The sequence below is a fragment of the Stenotrophomonas sp. genome, from assembly GCF_032103445.1.
Lineage (GTDB): Bacteria > Pseudomonadota > Gammaproteobacteria > Xanthomonadales > Xanthomonadaceae > Stenotrophomonas.
Genome location: NZ_DAMDFR010000018.1, coordinates 33,836 through 52,872 on the forward strand (window position 1 = coordinate 33,836; position 19,037 = coordinate 52,872).

Below are 19,037 nucleotides of genomic sequence, written 5' to 3' on the forward strand. Positions count from 1 at the left end.
GGGGCGGGTCGGGGTGGGCTGGAGGGGGCGTGAGCCGCATGGATGCGGCGATCGAGCTTACAGGGACGTACTTGCAGCGTCCCCCGGAACGCCCAACCCGAACCGCCAAGCCAGGGAGTCCGTGAACCGAGGGCTGTTCGCCTGAATCCAGCCGCAGCCGGGCAAGCCCGGCTCTACGGAGCGCGTGCAACCCGATAGCAGCCGGGCGCAACGGAGGGCCGGGCGACCCCACACCAGTGACATGGCCCATCCCCGGTATACTCAGGGCCATCGCGACTGCCCCGGAAAGCCAACCACGCCATGCGTCTGTCCACGATCAAGCTCTCCGGCTTCAAGTCGTTCGTTGATCCCACCACCCTGCATCTGCCCACCAACATGACCGGTGTGGTCGGGCCCAATGGCTGTGGCAAGTCCAACATCATCGACGCCGTGCGCTGGGTCATGGGCGAAAGCTCGGCCAGCCGCCTGCGTGGTGATTCGCTGACCGACGTCATTTTCTCCGGCTCGTCCGCCCGCAAGCCCGTCTCGCAGGCCACTGTCGAACTCATTTTCGACAATACCGACCACACCATCTCCGGCGAATATGCCTCTTTCAACGAGATCTCGGTCAAGCGCACCGTCAGCCGCGACGGCAGCAGCAACTATTACCTGAACGGCACCAAGTGCCGTCGGCGTGACATCACCGACCTGTTCCTCGGCACCGGCCTCGGCCCGCGCAGCTACTCCATCATCGAGCAGGGCATGATCAGCCAGATCATCGAAGCCCGGCCCGAAGACCTGCGCGTCTACCTGGAAGAAGCCGCCGGCATCTCCAAGTACAAGGAGCGCCGCAAGGAAACCGAAACCCGCATCCGCCACACCCGCGAGAACCTCGACCGCCTCAACGACCTGCGCGAGGAAATCGGCAAGCAGCTCGAGCATCTCAAGCGCCAGGCCCGGCAGGCCGAGCAGTACCAGGCCCTGCAGGAAGAGCGCAAGGTCAAGGACGCCGAGTGGAAGGCGCTGGAATTCCGCAACCTGGATGGCCGCCTCAGCGGCCTGCGTGAAGCGCTGTCGCAGGAAGAAACCCGCCTGCAGCAGTTCATTGCCGAGCAGCGCGATGCCGAAGCCCGCATCGAAACCAGTCGCGTGCGCCGCGAGGAAGCCGCCGATGCCCTCAGCACCGCCCAGGCCGAGGTGTACCAGGTCGGCAGCACCCTGGCCCGGCTCGAACAGCAGATCCAGCACCAGAAGGAAATGTCGCACCGCCTGCACAAGGCCCGCGATGAAACCCAGCAGGCGCTGGCCGACCTCGGTCAGCACATCAGCGGCGACGAAGCCAAGCTGATCGTGCTGCGCGAAGCCGTTGAACAGGCCGAGCCGCAGCTGGAGCAGTTGCAGGAAGAAAACGAGATCAAGCAGGAAGCCCTGCGCGACGCCGAAAGCCGGCTCTCCGACTGGCAGGCGCGCTGGGAAGCGCATACCCGCAGCACCTCCGAAGCCTCGCGTGCAGGCGAAGTGGAACGCACCCGCGTCGATTACCTCGACCGTCAGGTACTGGAAGCCGACCGCCGCCGCGAAGCGCTCGCCGCCGAACGCACCGGGCTCGACCTCGACGCACTCGCCGAGGCCTTCGAAGAGATCCAGCTGCAGCACGAAACCCAGAAGGCGGCCCTTGATGGCCTGACCGAACAGGTCGAAGCCCGCAAGGAAGCCGTGGCCGGCCTGCAGGACCGCCAGCGTACCGGTCAGGCCGAACTGGCCGACATCCGCAAGCAGGCGCAGGCCGCGCGCGGCCGCCTGTCGTCGCTGGAAACCCTGCAGCAGGCCGCGCTCGGCCAGGAACAGGGGGCGGCCGTGGCCTGGCTCAAGCAGCACGGGCTGGACTCCGGTGCCCGCGTCGGCGAGCGTCTCACCGTCGACAGCGGCTGGGAAAACGCCGTGGAAAGTGCACTCGGTCAGCTGATCGAAGGCGTGCTGGTCGACGCTCCCGAACAGCTGGTCGGCGCACTCGCCGAACTGGGCGAGGGCCGCATCGCACTGGTCAGCGCCGAGCAGGAGCCGCTCAATGTCGCGCCGACTTCGCTGGCCGCCAAGGTGCAGGGCCCGACCGCCATCCGCCGGTTGCTGGCCCGCCTGCATGCCGCCGACGACCTGGAACAGGCGCGCGCGCTGCAGGCCTCACTGGCCGACGGCGACTCGGTCATCACCCGTGGCGGCGAACGCCTGGGCGAGGGCTGGGTGCGCGTCTCGCGCTCCGGTGCCGCCAAGCAGGGCGCACTGCTGCGCGAACGTGAAATCGTGACCCTGCGCGAACAGATCGACGCGCTGCAGGAGCGCGAAGCCACCCTCGAAGAGCAGCTCGCCACCTTCCGCGACCAGCTGCTGGCCGGCGAACAGCAGCGCGAAGACGCGCAGCGCCAGCTGTATCTGGCCCACCGCAGTGTCTCCGAGCTGGGTGGCCAGCTGCAGAGCCAGCAGGGCAAGGTCGAGGCCGCGCGTACCCGCATCGACCGTATCGAAGGCGAACTCGCCCAGCTGATCGAAACCCTCGACACCGGGCGCGAGCAGGTGCGCGAAGCGCGTGCCCGCCTCGATGACGCGGTCAGCAGCATGGGCGATCTCGAATCCGTGCGCCAGGCGCTGGAAGGCGAACGCCGCCAGCTCAGTGACGCCCGGGATCAGGCCCGCGAAGCGGCGCGCACGGTGCGCGAGCGCTCGCACTCGCTGGCGCTTACCCTGGAGTCGCAACGCGCCCAGCTCACCTCGCTGGGGCAGGCGCTGGAACGCATGAGCACCCAGCGCGGCCAGCTGGATTCGCGCTTGGGCGAGCTGCATGCGCAGCTCGACGAAGGCGATTCACCTGTGACCGCGCTCGAGGCCGAGCACCAGAATGCGCTCGGCGAGCGCGTCCGTGCCGACCGCGTGCTGGGCGAGGCCCGCACCCTGCTGGAAGGCATCGACGCCGAACTGCGCACCTTCGAACAGACCCGTCACCAGCGTGACGAACAGGCCCTGGCCCAGCGCGAGCGCATTTCCCAGCGCAAGCTCGACCAGCAGGCGCTGGTGCTGAGCGCCGAGCAGCTCACCGCCTCGGTGGAAAAGGCCGGTTTCGTGCTGCAGGACGTGATCAACACGCTGCCGGAAGAGGCGCGCATCAACGACTGGGAACAGGCCGTGCACCAGATCGACGGCCGCATGCGCCGGTTGGAGCCGGTCAACCTGGCCGCGATCCAGGAGTACGGCGAAGCCTCGCAGCGTTCGGACTATCTGGACGCGCAGAACACCGACTTGTGCACCGCGCTGGAAACCCTGGAAGACGCCATCCGCAAGATCGACCGCGAAACCCGTGGCCGCTTCAAGGACACCTTCGACCGGGTCAACGCCGGCGTGCAGCAGCTGTACCCGCGCCTGTTCGGCGGTGGCCATGCCTACCTGGAACTGACCGGTGAAGACCTGCTCGACACCGGTGTTGCGATCATGGCGCGCCCGCCGGGCAAACGCGTGTCCAGCATCTCGCTGCTGTCCGGTGGTGAGAAGGCGATGACCGCGGTGGCGCTGGTGTTTGCGATCTTCCAGCTCAACCCCGCGCCGTTCTGTCTGCTGGACGAAGTGGACGCGCCGCTGGACGAAGCCAACGTCGGCCGCCTCGCCAACATGGTCAAGGAAATGAGCGAAAAGGTGCAGTTCCTGTTCGTGAGCCACAACAAGGCAACCATGGAGGCAGCGCACCAGCTGTCGGGCGTCACCATGCGCGAACCGGGGGTGAGTCGTCTGGTCAGCGTGGACCTGGAAGAAGCGGCACGATTGGCGGGCGCGGCCTGACGTGCCATGCTTACCTGAACGTATTTAGCTGGAGACCCTTCACATGTCCGACGTGGCACTGCTCAGAATCGGCATTCTTGTGGCCGGCGTGCTCCTGGTTGTCGCCATTTTCCTGTTCGGCCGGCCGAAGAAGAAGGTCCAGGGGCGTCGCGTGGAAGGGGGCGACAGCACCGCCGGCCAGCGTCGCGAACCGCTGCTGGGCGAGCAGCCGGGCGATACCGGCGATGCCGGCTTCAGTGCTGAAGAAGGCGCGACCCAGGCCGAACTCGGTCTGCCCGACGTGGACGCCGGCCCCGCCAGCGACCTGGGCAAGCGGGCGACGCAGGACTTCGACAAGATCGTGTCCCTGTTCGTGGCCGCGCGTGCCGGCGAGAAGCTGCGTGGCGAGGACATCGTGGTGGCTGCTGAAAAGACCGGCCTGGTGTTCGGTCACATGAACGTCTTCCACCGTCTGGTGGAAGGGCATCCCGAGCGCGGCCCGATCTTCTCCATGGCCAGCATCATGAAGCCGGGCAGCTTCGACATGGCCACCATCCGCGAGATGGAGACCCCGGCCATTGCCTTCTTCCTGACCCTGCCGGCCCCGCTGACCGCGCTGGATGCCTGGGAAAAGATGCTGCCCACCGTGCAGCGCATGGGTGAACTGCTGGATGGCGTGGTGCTGGACGACAGCCGCAATGCGCTGGGTCGGCAGCGGATCGCGCATATCAGAGATGAGCTGCGGGCTTACGATCGTCAGCACCAAGCTCCGCCGCTAACGAAAGCACCGCGCTGGTAACGGTAGTGCCGGCCGCTGGCCGGCAACCACGCGATGCCTGGTGCATCCCGGTAGTGCCGGCCGCTGGCCGGCAACCAAGTGATGCCTGGTGCATCCCGGTAGTGCCGGCCGCTGGCCGGCAACCACGCGATGCGTGACGAGTTGCCGGCCAGCGGCCGGCACTACCCGCGTTCGGTCACCGCCGCAAACGCCGCACGAAACGCCTCCATCTCCGCCTCGGTCCCCACGGTCACGCGCACCCGCTGCGGCCAGATCGGCCAACTGCGGCCGATGATGACCCCGCGCTCGGCCATCGCCGCCACAAACGCCTTGCCATCGCGCTGCACGTCCACCACGAAACAATTCGCTTCCGACGGCACTGACGAAAAACCACGCTTGCCCAGCCACGCAACCGTAGCCTGCCGCACCTGCGCATTCTGCGCCTTGCGCTGCGCCACCAGCCCAGGATCACGCAGGCTGGCCAGTGCCGCCGCCAGTGCGGTGACCGGCACGGGATTGTCGCCCAGGCTGGCCAGCTCACGCAGGCGGTCCGGATGCGCCGCTGCCACGCCCAGGCGCAGCCCGGCCATGCCGTACAGCTTGGAGAAGGTGCGCAGCACGATCACGTCGTCGCGCTGCATCACCTGACCGATCAGCGACGGCTGGTCGCTGTACTGGATGTAGGCCTCATCGACCAGCACCCGGGTCTGCGCCGGCTTGTGCGCCAGCAGCCACGCGATGTCGTCCGCCGGGGTGATCGAACCGGTGGGATTGTTCGGATTGCACAGGTACAACAGGCCGGCGTTGATACGCTGCGCCGCGGCGACCATTGCGCGCAGGTCGTGCGCGCCGTCGGCACGCAGCGGCACCCGCTCCACGGTGGCCCCGCGCGCGGCCGCCAGATCGCCCAGGCTCTCGAAGGTCGGGTCGGCCACCACCAGTCCGGCCGAGGCCGAGGTCCAGACTACGGCGGCCCGGTTCAGGGGTTCGCTGGAGCCGGGGTACAGCCGTACCCGGTCCGCGGCGATCTGTTCCTGCGCGGCGAAGGTGTCGCGCACTTCGCCGGCCAGCGCAAACAGGTAACGGCCGCTGCCCGGCACGATGTCGCGAACGGCAGCCTGTGCGGCCGGCGAAGGACCATACGGGCACTCGTTGAAGTTCAACAGCACTGGACCGGTCGCAGCGGGAACGGTGGGCGCGGGCAGGGTGGCCGCCTGCGCCATCGGTACCAGGCCCAGCCCGGACACCGCCAGACCGGTGCCCGCCAGCTGCAGGAAGGAACGACGCGAGTGCACGGTCGACGACATGGGCTGAATACCGAAGGCAGGACAATGCGCGCATGCTGGCACCCCGCGCCGAGGCCGACAAGCAGGTGCGTCGCGGGTGGCCGGCAACAGGCGCAGCGCCTAGAATTCAATGCCCAGTCACGACAGCCGCCCGCATGAGCCCCAGCCCCGCAGAACGTGCCCAGGACCTGCGTCGCCAGATCGATGAAGCCGGCAAGGCCTATTACGAGCGCGACGAGCAGCTGATTCCCGACGCCGAGTACGATGCCCTGGTGCGCGAACTGGAGGCGTTGGAGCAGGCGCACCCCGAGCTGGCGGCCACCGATTCGCCGACCCAGCGGGTGGGCGGCAAGGCCTCGTCGCGGTTTGCCGAAGTGCGCCACGCGGTGCCGATGCTGTCGCTGGGCAATGCGTTCAGCGACGAGGAAGTGGATGATTTCGTGCGCCGCATCCGCGAGCGTCTGCGCCGCGATGCGCTGCTGTTCTCGGCCGAACCGAAAATGGATGGTCTGGCGATCAGCCTGCGCTATGAGAACGGGCAGTTCGTGCAGGGGGCCACGCGTGGCGACGGCAGCACCGGCGAGGACGTGACCGCCAACCTGCGTCAGATCAAGGTCATTCCGGCCCAGCTGCAGGGCGAAGGTTGGCCGCAGGTGCTGGAAGTGCGCGGTGAGGTCTACATGGCCCGCGCCGATTTCGAGGCCTACAACGCCAACGCCCGCCTGCACGGAGGCAAGGTGCTGGCCAACCCGCGTAACGGTGCGGCCGGTTCGCTGCGCCAGCTGGATCCGAAAATCAGCGCACAGCGCAAACTGAGTTTCTACGCCTACGGGCTGGGTGAGGTCAGTGGCGGCGAACTGCCGCCCACCCATTCCGGCACTCTGGCCCAGCTCAAGGCCTGGGGTTTCCCGGTCAGCGATCTGTGCAAAGTGGTGGAAGGCAGGGACGGCCTGCTGGCCTATTACCGCGACATCGGCGAGCGTCGTGACGGCCTGGCCTTCGATATCGACGGCGTGGTCTACAAGCTGGACGACCGTGCCGGCCAGGAACAGATGGGCTTCGTGTCGCGCGCGCCGCGCTGGGCCATCGCGCACAAGTTCCCGGCGCAGGAACAGACCACCACGGTGGAGGCGATCGAGATCCAGATCGGCCGGACCGGCGCGGCCACGCCGGTGGCGCGGCTGAAGCCGGTGGCGGTGGCCGGGGTGGTGGTGGCCAATGCCACCCTGCACAACGCCGAGCAGATCAAACGACTGGATGTGCGCGTGGGCGACACGGTGATCGTGCGCCGCGCCGGCGACGTGATTCCCGAGGTGGTGAGCATCATTCCCGACCGGCGACCGCAGGGCACAACGGCCTGGCAGATGCCCACGCACTGCCCGGTGTGCGGCTCAGAAATCGTGCAGGAAGAGGGCGCAGCGGTGTGGCGCTGCTCGGGCGAACTCAGCTGCCCGGCGCAGCGCAAGGAAGCCATTGCCCACTTCGCCTCGCGCCGCGCGATGGACATCGATGGCCTGGGCGGGAAGTACATTGAAACCCTGGTGGATGCCGGCATCGTGCGTGGCGTGGCCGATCTGTACCGCCTGACCCGCGACCAGCTGCTGCACCTGAAGCTGGTGCTGGACGCCGAGTCGCCGCAGGCGCTGTCGGACCAGATCGCGCTGCACCTGCCGCGCGACGGCAGCGGCGAGTACCTGCGCCGCGTGCTGGCGCTGGATGCGGCCGACGAAGGCTGGCGCGCGCAGGCGCTGGCGATGGCGACCGCCTTCGAGTGGAACACGAAGAAGATCGCGACCAAGTGGGCCGACAATCTGATCGCCGCCATCGACACCAGTCGCACCACCACGCTGGAGCGGCTGCTGTTTGCGCTGGGCATCGAGCACGTCGGCGAAAGCACTGCGAAGGCACTGGCGGTGTGGTTCGGCGATCTTGAGCTGATCCGCCATCTGCCGTGGCCGCTGTTCAAGCGCGTGCCGGATATCGGCGGCGAGGTGGCGCGTTCGCTCGGCCACTTCTTCGAGCAGAAGGGCAATCAGGACGCCATCGACGCGCTGATCAACATCGGCAACGTGCGCATCAGCGACACCCATCCGCCCAGTGCGAAACTGCGCGAGGGTCTGGATTTCGCGCAGTTGCTGGTGGAGGCCGAGATTCCCGGCATTACCCGCCTGCGTGCGGAAAAACTAACCGCCGCGCTGCCCGACGCGCAATCGTTGCTGGATGCCGAACCGGTCCAGCTGACCGCCGCCGGCCTGCCCAATGAAGTCGCGCTGGGCCTGAACGCCTGGCTGGAGACGAACGGGCAGGGCGCGATGCTGGTCGAAGCCGATGCGCAGCGGCGTGCATTGCTGGAAAAAGCGCCGGAACTGGCGGATATCGTGGCCGGTCCGCTCGACGGCCAGACCGTGGTGCTGACCGGCACGCTGGCACAGATGAGCCGCGACGTGGCCAAGGAACGTCTGGAAGCGCTGGGGGCCAAGGTTTCCGGCAGTGTGTCGAAGAAGACCTCGTTCGTGGTGGCCGGCACCGAAGCCGGCTCCAAACTGACCAAGGCCACCGAGCTCGGCATCGATGTCTGGGACGAAGACCGCCTGGTCGCGTTCCTTGCGTCCCACGCCTGAGCCCCACGAACCGGACCCGCACGATGCAGACTGCTCCCCTTGATTTCCGCGTTGCCACCGTCGCCGACACCGAACAGGTGGTCGCATTGATGCGTGAGTTCTATGCCGAAGACCAACTGGTGTTCGACGAGGTTCGCGTGCGCCGTGCGCTGGACGCCTTGCTGACCGACCCGCGCAATGGCGAGGTCCTGCTGTGGCTCAACGAGGCGGGCGAGGTGGTGGGGCACGCCGCACTGGCAATGGGCTTCAGCCTGGAGCAGGGCGGCCATTTCGTGCTGCTGGACGAGCTGTATCTCAGCCACGCCGCGCGCGGACGCGGGCGGGGCAAACAGGCGCTGGCGATCCTGGAGCAGCGTGCCAATGCACGCGGCGTGGAACGGATGCGGCTGGAAGTAAATCACCACAACGAACTGGCGCGCCGTCTGTACCTGGCCACCGGCTATGTGGATGAGACCCGTGGGCTGCTGTCGCTGCCACTGGCCGAACGCCTGCGGGACGCGCGCGGATGATTGCCGCGCTGCGCCAGCGTGCCGCGTTGAATGCGCTGATCCGGACCTTCTTCGCCGAACGCGATGTGCTGGAAGTGGAGACGCCGATCCTGTCGGAAGCCGGCAACACCGAGCCCAACATCGACAGCTTCCACACCCGTTTCACTGGTCATGTCAGTGCCGGCAGCGCGCTGCGCTGGCTGCGTACCTCGCCGGAGTATCCGCTGAAGCGGCTGCTGGCGGCCGGGGTGGGCGACTGTTACGAACTCGGTCGTGTATTCCGTAACGGCGAAGCCGGCGGGCGGCACAACCCCGAGTTCACCATGCTGGAGTGGTACCGGGTGGGCTGGAACCACCATCAGCTGGTGGAGGAAACCGTCGCCCTGGTGCGTGCAGCGCTGGGTCTGGTGCAGCGCGAAGCGTCGCTCACCGTCATCGACTACCGCAGCCTGTACATCCAGCAGGTCGGGGTGGATCCCTTCGAGGCGACCCTGGAACAGCTGCAGGCCCCGCTGGCCGACGTGCGCATCGACGCCGACGGGCTGACCCGGGACGACTGGCTGGACCTGCTGATGACCCATTGCATCCAGCCGCATTTCCGCGATGACACCCTGACCGTGGTGCATGACTGGCCGGCCAGCCAGGCCGCGCTGGCGCGGATCCGCCCGGGCACCCCGCCGCTGGCCGAGCGCTTCGAGCTGTACCTGGGCGCAGTGGAACTGGCCAACGGCTATCACGAGCTGAACGATGCCGACGAACAGCGCGCCCGTTTCGTGCGTGACCACGCCGTACGCAGCGCCCGTGGCGCGGTGTTGCCGGCGCTGGACGAACACCTGCTGGCCGCGTTGCCGGCGCTGCCTGACTGCGCGGGTGTAGCCGTGGGGGTGGACCGCCTGCTGATGGCGATGAACCGCACCGGGCGCATCGCTGACGTGCTTGCTTTCGATTTCGCCCACGCCTGAGGCGTTTGCGACGTCGCATCTTGCGCGGTCTTCACGATGATGCTCTGATCACACCCGATGTTGGAAGGTGGCGATGTGCCAGGACTGTGGCGGCGGGGATGGAGTTGATGAAGCTGTTGGATGCTGCCGTACCGTCGTCATCGCTGCGATGGACCTTTTCATGGCTGGGCCTGGCGCTGTGCGCCGGCCTGATGCCCGATCGTGTCACCGCTGCTGAAACCGGTTACGCCGGCCAGGTGGTGCGCTGCGAATCGAAGGACATGGGCTGGGTGCACTGCGACATGCCGGTGGATTACGGCGTGGACCTGGTGCGCCAACTCTCCGACAACAGCTGCGTGCGCGGTTCAGAGTGGGGCACCGACCGGTCCGGGGTCTGGGTCACGCTGGGCTGCCGCGCCGAATTCCGTGCGCGCCTGCCGAAGGGCGCACCCTCGCTGGGTGAGCGCAAGGTGCGGCGGGTGGTCCGCTGCGAATCCAGCGGCCGTCCGCAGAACTGCCCGGTCATGCTGCAGGGCGCGCCGGTGCGCCTGCTGCGCCAGCTGTCGTCCATGCCGTGCCGGGAAGGCCACAGCTGGGGCGCAAAACGCAATGAGATCTGGGTCACCCGGGGGTGCCAGGGCGACTTCGAAGTCGGCGCGGAAGATGGCAGTGGCTTCGTCAACGTGCCGCGCGTGGTGGTGTGCGAGTCGCGCTCCAAGCAGCGGCGCTTCTGCGGGGCCGGCATCAGCCAGGGCGCACAGTTGCGCAAGCAGCTCTCCGGCAGCCCCTGCGAAGAAGGGCGCAGCTGGGGCTGGGACGCCCGTGGGGTCTGGGTCGACAACGGCTGCCGCGCCGAGTTTCTGGTGAATTGAGCCGGCGTTACAATGGGGGCATGAACGCATCCCCCGATATCGATTACGCCCGCTACGACCACATCCGGCCGATCCTGTGGACCGGCGATTCCCTGCAGCTGCTCGACCAGCGCAAGCTGCCGTTCGTGGTGGAACACGTGGAATGCCAGACCAGCGATGAAGTGGCCGCCGCCATTCATGCGCTGACCGTGCGCGGTGCGCCGGCGATCGGCATTGCCGCCGCCTGGGGCGTGGTGCTGGCGGCCCGCGAGGTGCAGGCCGATGACGGTGCCGATGCACTGGCCAGGCTGGAGCCGGCGCTGCAGCGTCTGAATGCGTCACGGCCCACCGCCGTGAACCTGGCCTGGGCGCTGGCCCGCATGCGTCGCGCGCTGCAGCCTGCGGGCAGCGACTGGCGCGACGTGCTGGTGCGCGAGGCGCAGGCCATCGCCGATGAAGATCTGGCCGCCAACCGCCACATGGGCGCATTGGGCGCAGGCCTGATCGATGCCGGCAGTGGCGTGCTCACCCACTGCAATACCGGTTCGCTGGCCACCGCTGGTTTCGGCACCGCATTGGGCGTGATCCGCGCTGGCATGGCCCAGCACCGCATCGCCAAGGTGTTCGCCGGTGAAACCCGGCCGTGGCTGCAGGGTGCGCGCCTGACCGTGTGGGAACTGCAGCAGGACGGCATCGACGCCACCCTGATCGCCGATTCGGCCGCCTCGCACCTGATGAAGACCGGGGCGGTGCAGTGGGTGATCGTCGGTGCCGACCGCATCTGTGCCAATGGCGACACCGCCAACAAGATCGGCACCTACCAGCTGGCGATTGCCGCCCGCCATCATGGGGTGAAGTTCATGGTTGTGGCTCCGTCCTCCACGGTGGACATGGACACCGCGGACGGCGGGCAGATCGAGATCGAGCAGCGCGATCCGGGCGAGCTGTACGGGGTGGGCGGCAGCCGCACCGTGGCCGAAGGCATCGCCGCATGGAACCCGGTCTTTGACGTCACCCCCGGCGAGCTGATCGACGCCATCGTGACCGAGAAGGGCGTGATCCTGAATCCCACCGTCGCCAACATGCAGGCCGCGTTCGGTTGACCGGTAGTGCCGGCCGCTGGCCGGCAGCTCGTAACTATCTGATTTCTTCGCGTAAATCCCCCATAAACCCGGGCAAAAAAACCCCCGTTGTGGTAGCATCCATCGGTTAATCGAGATTCCGTCGCAGGCACCCCGAAAGGGCTACCCGCGGCGGACTGGACCGCTACCAGACAACGGAACCCGAATGGCAGAAAACGCCAAGGAAATCATCCAGGTCAACCTGGAAGACGAGATGCGCAAGAGCTACCTCGATTACGCCATGAGCGTGATCGTGGGGCGTGCGCTGCCAGATGCGCGCGACGGCCTCAAGCCGGTGCACCGCCGCGTGCTGTACGCGATGAACGAGCTCAACGCGCACAGCAACAAGCCTTACTTCAAGTCGGCGCGTATCGTCGGTGACGTCATCGGTAAGTACCACCCCCACGGCGACGCCTCGGTGTACGACACCCTGGTGCGCATGGCGCAGCCGTTCTCGCTGCGCTACATGCTGGTGGACGGGCAGGGTAACTTCGGCTCCATCGACGGCGACTCCGCTGCGGCGATGCGTTACACCGAAGCGCGCATGTCGCGGCTCACCCACGAGCTGATGGCCGATATCGACAAGGAAACCGTCGATTTCCAGCCCAACTACGACGAAAAGGAACTGGAGCCCACGGTCATGCCGACCCGGTTCCCGAACCTGCTGGTCAACGGTTCGGCCGGCATCGCGGTGGGCATGGCCACCAACATTCCGCCGCACAATCTCACCGAGTCCATCAACGCGTGCATCGCGCTGATCGACAACCCCGAGATCGACGTTGACGGCCTGATGGAGCACATCCCCGGTCCGGACTTCCCGACCGCCGGCATCATCAACGGCACCGCCGGCATTGTCGCCGGCTACCGCACCGGCCGTGGCCGCGTGCGCATCCGTGCCAAGGCCGATATCGAAGTGGCCGACAACGGCCGCGAATCGATCATCGTCACCGAGATTCCGTATCAGGTGAACAAGGCCCGGTTGATCGAGAAGATCGCCGAGCTGGTCAAGGAAAAGAAGCTCGAAGGCATCAGCGAGCTGCGCGATGAGTCCGACAAGGACGGCATGCGCATCTACATCGAAATCAAGCGCGGCGAGTCGGCCGAGGTTGTGTTGAACAACCTCTACCAGCAGACCCAGATGGAGTCGGTGTTCGGCATCAACATGGTGGCGCTGGTCGACGGCCGCCCGCAGCTGATGAACCTCAAGCAGATGCTCGAGGCCTTCGTCCGCCACCGCCGTGAAGTGGTCACCCGCCGCACCGTGTTCGAGCTGCGCAAGGCGCGCGCCCGTGCCCACGTGCTGGAAGGCCTGACCGTTGCGCTGGCCAACATCGACGAGATGATCGAACTGATCAAAACCTCGCCGAACCCCAACGAAGCCCGCGAGCGCATGCTGGCGCGGCTGTGGGAGCCCGGCCTGGTCGGTTCGATGCTGGGCGCGGCCGGTGCCGAAGCCTCGCGTCCGGAAGACCTGCCCAAGGGTGTGGGCCTGATCGAGGGCGGCTACCAGCTGACCGAGATCCAGGCCACCCAGATCCTGGAAATGCGCCTGCACCGCCTGACCGGGCTGGAGCAGGACCGCCTGACCGAGGAATACAAGCAGCTGCTGGAAGTGATCGCCGGGTTGATCCATATCCTGGAAGATCCCGACCGCCTGCTGCAGGTCATCCGCGAAGAGCTGATCAGCATCAAGGTGGAATTCGGCGACGAGCGTCGCAGCGAAATCCGCCACAGCGAAGAAGACCTGGACATTCTCGACCTGATCGCGCCGGAAGACGTGGTGGTCACCCTGTCGCACGCCGGCTACGTCAAGCGCCAGCCGGTCAGCGCCTACCGTGCGCAGCGCCGTGGCGGCCGTGGCCGCAGCGCGGCGGCGACCAAGGAAGAGGATTTCATCGAGCAGCTGTGGCTGGTCAACACGCACGACACGCTGCTGACCTTCACCAGCTCGGGCAAGGTGTTCTGGCTGCCGGTGCACCAGTTGCCCGAAGCCGGTTCGAATGCGCGTGGCCGTCCGATCATCAACTGGATTCCGCTGGAATCCGGTGAGCGGGTGCAGGCCGTGCTGCCGGTGCGTGAGTACGCCGAAGGCCAGTTCGTGTTCTTTGCCACCCGCAACGGCACGGTCAAGAAGACCCCGCTCAGCGAGTTCGCGTTCCGTCTGGCGCGCGGCAAGATCGCCATCAACCTGGACGAGGGCGATGCCCTGGTCGGCGTCGGCCTCACCGACGGCGAGCGCGACATCCTGCTGTTCGCCTCCAACGGCAAGACCGTGCGCTTCGGTGAAGACAAGGTCCGTTCCATGGGCCGCACCGCCACCGGCGTGCGCGGCATCAAGATGGTCAAGGGCGAGGAAGTGGTCAGCCTGATCGTGGCCGAATCGGCCGGCGGTCTGGAAGACGAGAACGAGGACGAAAGCGCGGTCGAAGAGACCACCGGCGAGAACGGCGAAGCCGTGATCGAAGGCGGCGACGACGACAACAAGCTGTACATCCTGACCGCCACCGAGAACGGCTACGGCAAGCGCACTCCGCTGCCGGACTACCCGCGCAAGGGGCGTGGCACCCAGGGCGTGATCGGCATCCAGACCACCGAGCGTAACGGCAAGCTGGTCAGCGCCGTGCTGATGGGTCCGCGCGACGAGGTGCTGCTGATCTCCGACGGCGGCACCCTGGTGCGCACGCGCGGTTCGGAAATCTCGCGCGTCGGCCGCAACACCCAGGGCGTCACCCTGATCCGTCTGTCCAAGGACGAGAAGCTCCAGGCCGTGGAACGCATGGACGCCTCGATCGAGGACGACGAGGACGAGGCAGATGTCGCCGCGACGCCGTCTGAAGGCATCAGCGACACCGCACCCTGAAGGTAGAGCCGGGCTTGCCCGGCTGCCCCAACGCAACGCAGAACGCCGGCATGATCGCCGGCGTTCTGCGTTGTGCGCTTCAAAAAACGCAAAACATTCACGCGATCTTTGGCATAAGCGCAACAAGGAACGCCACGGCGGGGAGGCCCGGCGATCCAAGGTTCTGCCGTACCGGGGAGAGCACCGATGTCCGCCGCACCGCCGTCCGAAACGACCCGCCCGCCTGCGCCGCGCCATCCGCTGGTCACGGTGCTGTCGCTGCTGTTCATCCTGCTCGGCCTGGTTCTGGGCGGCCTGGGCATCTGGCTGTTCCAGCTCGGCGGTTCCGCCTACTACGCGCTGGCGGGCGCAGGGCTGCTGGTCAGCGGCGTGTTGCTCTGGACCAACCGCACCGTCGGCGCGTGGCTGTTCTTCGCGGTGTTCGCCGCCACATTCTTCTGGACTGCCTGGGAATCGGGCAGCGACTACTGGCGCTGGCTGCCACGCATCGGCGCATTCGCCGTGCTGGCACTCGTGCTTGCGCTGTTGCTGCCCACGCTGCGCGATCCCGTGCCACGCCGGGCGTCACGCACCGCGGCCGGCGTTCTCGGCCTGGGGTTGGTGCTGCTGGTCGGGTTGGCGTTTGCGTCCCATGGTGGAGTCAGTGGCGACACCGCGTTCCCCGAGACCGCACCGAGCGCAGGCCTGGCCCCCACCCGCGAGGTCAGTGCACAACCCGCTGACGACCCCGCTGCCGCCGACTGGACCGCCTGGGGCCGCAGCAATGCCGGTACCCGCTATTCGCCGCAGCAGCAGATCACGCCGGAAAACGTCGCCCAGCTCGCCCCGGCCTGGGAATTCCGCACCGGTGATCGGCCGCGCCGGCGCTGGGGTGCGGAGACCACGCCCCTGAAGGTCGGCGACACGCTGTATCTGTGCAGTGCGCGCAACCAGCTGATCGCGCTGGATGCCGCCACCGGCACGCAGCGCTGGCGGTTCGATCCGAAGGTGCGTGACACCGCCATTCCCTCCACCACGGCGTGCCGGGGCGTGGCCTACTACGAGGTGCCCGCCGCTCCGCAGGTCGATCCGTTGTTGTCCGACGTGGCCGCTGATCTGGCCGTGCCGGTGGCGCTGCCCGCCGAGGACGGCGGGGTGGTCAGCACGTCCAGCCGTGCGCCCTGCGCCGCCCGCATCATCGAAGGCACGCTGGACGGTCGACTGGTGGCGGTGGACGCCGCCAGCGGTCGTCCCTGCGCGCAGTTCGGTAACAACGGTCAGGTCGACATCACCCTCGGCATGGGCGAGGTGGTGCCGGGCCAGGTTGCCATCATCGCGCCGCCGACGATTGCCCGCGGCCTGATCATCACCGGGCATCAAGGGCTGCAGCGCGCCGATGGCAGCGCGCCGTCCGGCGTGATCCAGGCATACGATGCGCAGAGCGGCAAGCTGCGCTGGGCGTGGGATCTCGGCGCGCCCGAACTGTCCACGCGCCCCGCGCAGGGCAAGACCTATACGCCCGGCACGCCGCGTCTGTTGACCACGGCCACCAGCGATGAGCAGCTGGGCCTGGTGTATCTGCCGCTGGGCGATGCCGTAGCCGCCGAAGGCAGTGCACGCATGGCCACCTCGCTGGTGGCGCTGGATGCCTCCACTGGCAAGCCGGCCTGGACGTTGCAGGCGGCTCCGGGCGATGCCTGGAATGATGATCTGGTGGCCCAGGCCTCGCTGGTCGATTTCCCCACCGCCGCCGGCAAGGTGCCCGCGCTGGTGCTGCCGACGCGGCAAGGCGACCTGTATGTGCTGGACCGGCGCACCGGTCAGCGGCTTGACCCGCCGGCGGCTGCCGTTCCGGCGTCGGTGAGTGGCGCGCTGAAGCGCACCCACACCCTCGACGAGCGTGACATGTGGGGCCTGACTCCGCTCGACCAGCTGGTCTGCCGGATCCAGTTCAGGCGCGCCGCGCAGCCCGGCGCACATACACGCATCGCCTATCCCGGCCAGCACGGTGGCGTCGACTGGGGCGGGGTTGCGGTGGATCCCCGCCACGGCGTGATCGTGTCGAACTACACCGACCTGCCGGATTACCTTCGAAAGGGTGCGCAGGCCGACAGCGGGCTGGCCGGCTGGCTGAGCGGTGCGCCGTTCTCGGGTGCCGGAGCGCAGGCGGCTGCGGGGGGCGGCTGGCGCAGCAACGCGGGTTGGCGATTGTTGTTCACCGGGCTGTCGTGCAAGCAGCCGCCCTATGGCGGATTGCGCGCCGTCGAGCTGCGCAGTGGCGCGGTGCTGTGGGAGCGACCGTTTGGAAGCGCGCGTGGGCTCGGGCCGTTTGGACTGCGTTCGCACCTGCCTATCGAGATCGGCGCGCCCAATGCGGGTGGTGCCGTGGTCACTGCCGGTGGATTGATCTTCATTGCCGCCGCCAATGACGACCTGCTGCGCGCAAATAATCTGAAAACCGGCAAGGAGCTGTGGCGCACGGAATTGCCCGCAGGCGGGCAGGCCACCCCGATGGTGTATCAGCAGGGTGGCCGCCAGTACGTCGTGATCGTAGCCGCCGGTCACCACGCGATGGGCACACCGCGTGGTGATTACGTTATGGCCTACGCGCTACCAAACTGAAGCCGACATCTCTTCGCATGAATCCACGCCCCGTAGAGCCGGGCTTGCCCGGCTGCTCTTCGCGGCACACCCTCAGACAACGGCAAATCCCGTAGAGCCGGGCTTGCCCGGCTGCTCTTCGCGTCACACTTCCGCCAACGACGCACCCCGTAGAGCCGGGCTTGCCCGGCTGCTCTTCGCGTCACACCCCCCCCGCCAACGGCAGCCGGGCAAGCCCGGCTCTACGAAGCGTCACCGCATCCGCCAACGGCAGCCGCGCACGTCATTCCCCGCGGCCAACCGCAGCCGGCGACATCATTCACCTCGGCACCGGCGCATCCGCAGCAATCAACTTCTCCTGCTTCAACTCCGCCCAGAAATCGGCCGGAATCGCGATACCCATCGACGCCACATTCGCTCTAACCTGCTCCGGCGTACGCGCCCCCGGAATGATCGACGACACCACCTCGGGCGCATCGGCAAACTGCAGCGCCGCCGTACGCAGATCAATCCCGTGTCGCTCGCACACCGCCGCGATCTTCGCGCGCTTGGCGGGTGCCCATTCCGGAATCGGGCTGCCATACAGATAACGCTCGCGCCCGGTCAGATACCCCGCCAGCAGCGGCGAACCCACCATCACCGACACGCCTTTCTCAGCCAGCTTCGGGAACGTCTCGTGTAGCGTCGCCTCGTGATCCAGAATCGAATACTGGCAAGCCAACAGCATGATGTCCGGATCCGCCTCGGCCACCGCGCGCAGTGCAGGCTGCGGTCGGTTCACACCAAAGCCCCAGGCCTTGATCAGCCCTTCTTCGCGCATGCGGGTAAGTTCGGGCATCGCGCCCTTCGCCGCCTCGGCGAAGCGCTGCTCCCACGGCATGCCCAGGTCTTTATTTTCCGGCGAAAGATCGTGGATCAGCACGATATCCAGCTGCGATACCCCGAGCCGGTTGAGACTGTCTTCCACCGAGCGCCGCGTGCCGGCGGCAGAGTAGTCGTAGGCATAGCGGAACGGAGCCGGATCATGCCAGTTCGTTTTCTGCAGCGGTCCTGCAGTGCCGGTGAGCAGGCGTCCGGTCTTGCTCGACAGCGTGTAATCGGCAGCGGGATGGTTGTGCAGTTCGCGGCCCATGCGCCGTTCGCTCAATCCCAGGCCATACCACGGCGACGTATCAAACGTGCGCACGCCGGCCGCCCAGGCCGCGGCCATCGTTGCATGCGCCGCCTCGTCGGTGGTGGGAGCCAGACTGCCACCGAGCGGTGCGCCACCCAACCCCAGCCGGGTCAGCGGGCGGTATCGGCCGCCGGGGCGTGGTGCATTGGTGGCGAGCGCGGTATTGGCGCGCGGTGTGCCCCGTGTGGGCAGCACGCTGCCCGGGGCAGGGGAGGTCTGCGCCAGCAACGGCGAAGCAGCGGCGAGGGCGGCACCAGCCGCAGCGAGGGTAAGGAAGTGGCGTCGTGAGGTCACGTCAGTCTCCGGTGGGGGATGGCGGGCGGATGTCTTGCACGGCCGCTCCACCATAACGGTGCCCATGTAAACGTAATGGAAGCACCCCGTGACCGAGTGGTGCTCCGCCCGACCCGTGACTGTACGATGCTCCGACCAACCCCGTAGAGCCGCGCTTGCCCGGCTGCTCTTCGCGCCAAACCGTTCGCCAACGGCAGCCGGGCAAGCCCGGCTCTACATCACCGCGCGGATCATCCCTACGCAGCAGTCCGTAACCCCCC

Annotated in this window: 11 protein-coding genes; 9 read left to right on the forward strand and 2 right to left on the reverse strand. The window is 67.3% G+C overall.

The features are described 5' to 3' along the window. Positions 1-300: 300 nt before the first annotated feature. A complete protein-coding gene (gene smc / locus RT551_RS08955; protein WP_313457673.1) occupies positions 301-3,804 on the forward strand; it encodes a chromosome segregation protein SMC in 3,504 nt (1,167 codons plus the stop codon). Between the two features lie 43 nt (positions 3,805-3,847). After that, the gene (gene zipA, locus RT551_RS08960; RefSeq protein WP_313457674.1) at positions 3,848-4,582 is read left to right on the forward strand and encodes a cell division protein ZipA; all 735 of its coding nucleotides are present in this window, start codon (positions 3,848-3,850) and stop codon (positions 4,580-4,582) included. Positions 4,583-4,743: 161 nt separating this feature from the next. Here zipA and RT551_RS08965 read toward each other — a convergent pair whose 3' ends face one another. Beyond that, positions 4,744-5,868 (reverse strand): pyridoxal phosphate-dependent aminotransferase, encoded by a 1,125-nt coding sequence (locus tag RT551_RS08965; protein WP_313457676.1) that lies wholly within the window; start codon positions 5,866-5,868, stop codon positions 4,744-4,746. Between the two features lie 134 nt (positions 5,869-6,002). Between RT551_RS08965 and ligA the strand changes: the two genes are divergently transcribed. From ligA to RT551_RS09000, 7 genes are all read left to right on the forward strand, one after another. Continuing rightward, on the forward strand, positions 6,003-8,468 hold the full coding sequence (gene ligA, locus RT551_RS08970) for an NAD-dependent DNA ligase LigA (protein ID WP_313457677.1): 2,466 nt from the start codon (positions 6,003-6,005) through the stop codon (positions 8,466-8,468). Between the two features lie 23 nt (positions 8,469-8,491). After that, on the forward strand, positions 8,492-8,977 hold the full coding sequence (locus RT551_RS08975) for a GNAT family N-acetyltransferase (RefSeq protein WP_313457680.1): 486 nt from the start codon (positions 8,492-8,494) through the stop codon (positions 8,975-8,977). Next, entirely contained in the window at positions 8,974-9,918 is a 945-nt protein-coding gene (epmA, locus tag RT551_RS08980) for an EF-P lysine aminoacylase EpmA (RefSeq protein ID WP_313457682.1), read from the forward strand. The genes RT551_RS08975 and epmA overlap by 4 nt, the downstream gene beginning before the upstream one ends. A gap of 191 nt (positions 9,919-10,109) precedes the next feature. Beyond that, a complete protein-coding gene (locus RT551_RS08985; RefSeq protein WP_313457755.1) occupies positions 10,110-10,769 on the forward strand; it encodes a DUF3011 domain-containing protein in 660 nt (219 codons plus the stop codon). Between the two features lie 20 nt (positions 10,770-10,789). Further along, complete coding sequence (gene mtnA, locus RT551_RS08990; protein ID WP_313457685.1) at positions 10,790-11,851, forward strand: S-methyl-5-thioribose-1-phosphate isomerase; 1,062 nt, start codon at positions 10,790-10,792, stop codon at positions 11,849-11,851. Positions 11,852-12,035: 184 nt separating this feature from the next. Continuing rightward, positions 12,036-14,729, forward strand: coding sequence for a DNA gyrase subunit A (gene gyrA / locus RT551_RS08995; protein WP_313457687.1), 2,694 nt, complete (start codon positions 12,036-12,038; stop codon positions 14,727-14,729). A gap of 186 nt (positions 14,730-14,915) precedes the next feature. Further along, positions 14,916-17,330: a PQQ-binding-like beta-propeller repeat protein gene (locus tag RT551_RS09000; protein ID WP_313457689.1), complete on the forward strand. Its 2,415-nt coding sequence runs from the start codon at positions 14,916-14,918 to the stop codon at positions 17,328-17,330. A 298-nt stretch (positions 17,331-17,628) separates the two neighbouring features. Here the strand turns inward: RT551_RS09000 and RT551_RS09005 are convergent, their stop codons facing one another. Next, positions 17,629-18,777: an aldo/keto reductase gene (locus RT551_RS09005; protein ID WP_313457692.1), complete on the reverse strand. Its 1,149-nt coding sequence runs from the start codon at positions 18,775-18,777 to the stop codon at positions 17,629-17,631. Positions 18,778-19,037 lie beyond the last annotated feature (260 nt).

Coding starts and splice junctions, on each gene's coding strand:
- smc (WP_313457673.1), top strand. CDS start 301: ATGCGTCTGTCCACGATCAAGCTCTCCGGCTTCAAGTCGTTCGTTGAT.
- zipA (WP_313457674.1), top strand. CDS start 3,848: ATGTCCGACGTGGCACTGCTCAGAATCGGCATTCTTGTGGCCGGCGTG.
- RT551_RS08965 (WP_313457676.1), bottom strand. CDS start 5,868: ATGTCGTCGACCGTGCACTCGCGTCGTTCCTTCCTGCAGCTGGCGGGC.
- ligA (WP_313457677.1), top strand. CDS start 6,003: ATGAGCCCCAGCCCCGCAGAACGTGCCCAGGACCTGCGTCGCCAGATC.
- RT551_RS08975 (WP_313457680.1), top strand. CDS start 8,492: ATGCAGACTGCTCCCCTTGATTTCCGCGTTGCCACCGTCGCCGACACC.
- epmA (WP_313457682.1), top strand. CDS start 8,974: ATGATTGCCGCGCTGCGCCAGCGTGCCGCGTTGAATGCGCTGATCCGG.
- RT551_RS08985 (WP_313457755.1), top strand. CDS start 10,110: ATGCCCGATCGTGTCACCGCTGCTGAAACCGGTTACGCCGGCCAGGTG.
- mtnA (WP_313457685.1), top strand. CDS start 10,790: ATGAACGCATCCCCCGATATCGATTACGCCCGCTACGACCACATCCGG.
- gyrA (WP_313457687.1), top strand. CDS start 12,036: ATGGCAGAAAACGCCAAGGAAATCATCCAGGTCAACCTGGAAGACGAG.
- RT551_RS09000 (WP_313457689.1), top strand. CDS start 14,916: ATGTCCGCCGCACCGCCGTCCGAAACGACCCGCCCGCCTGCGCCGCGC.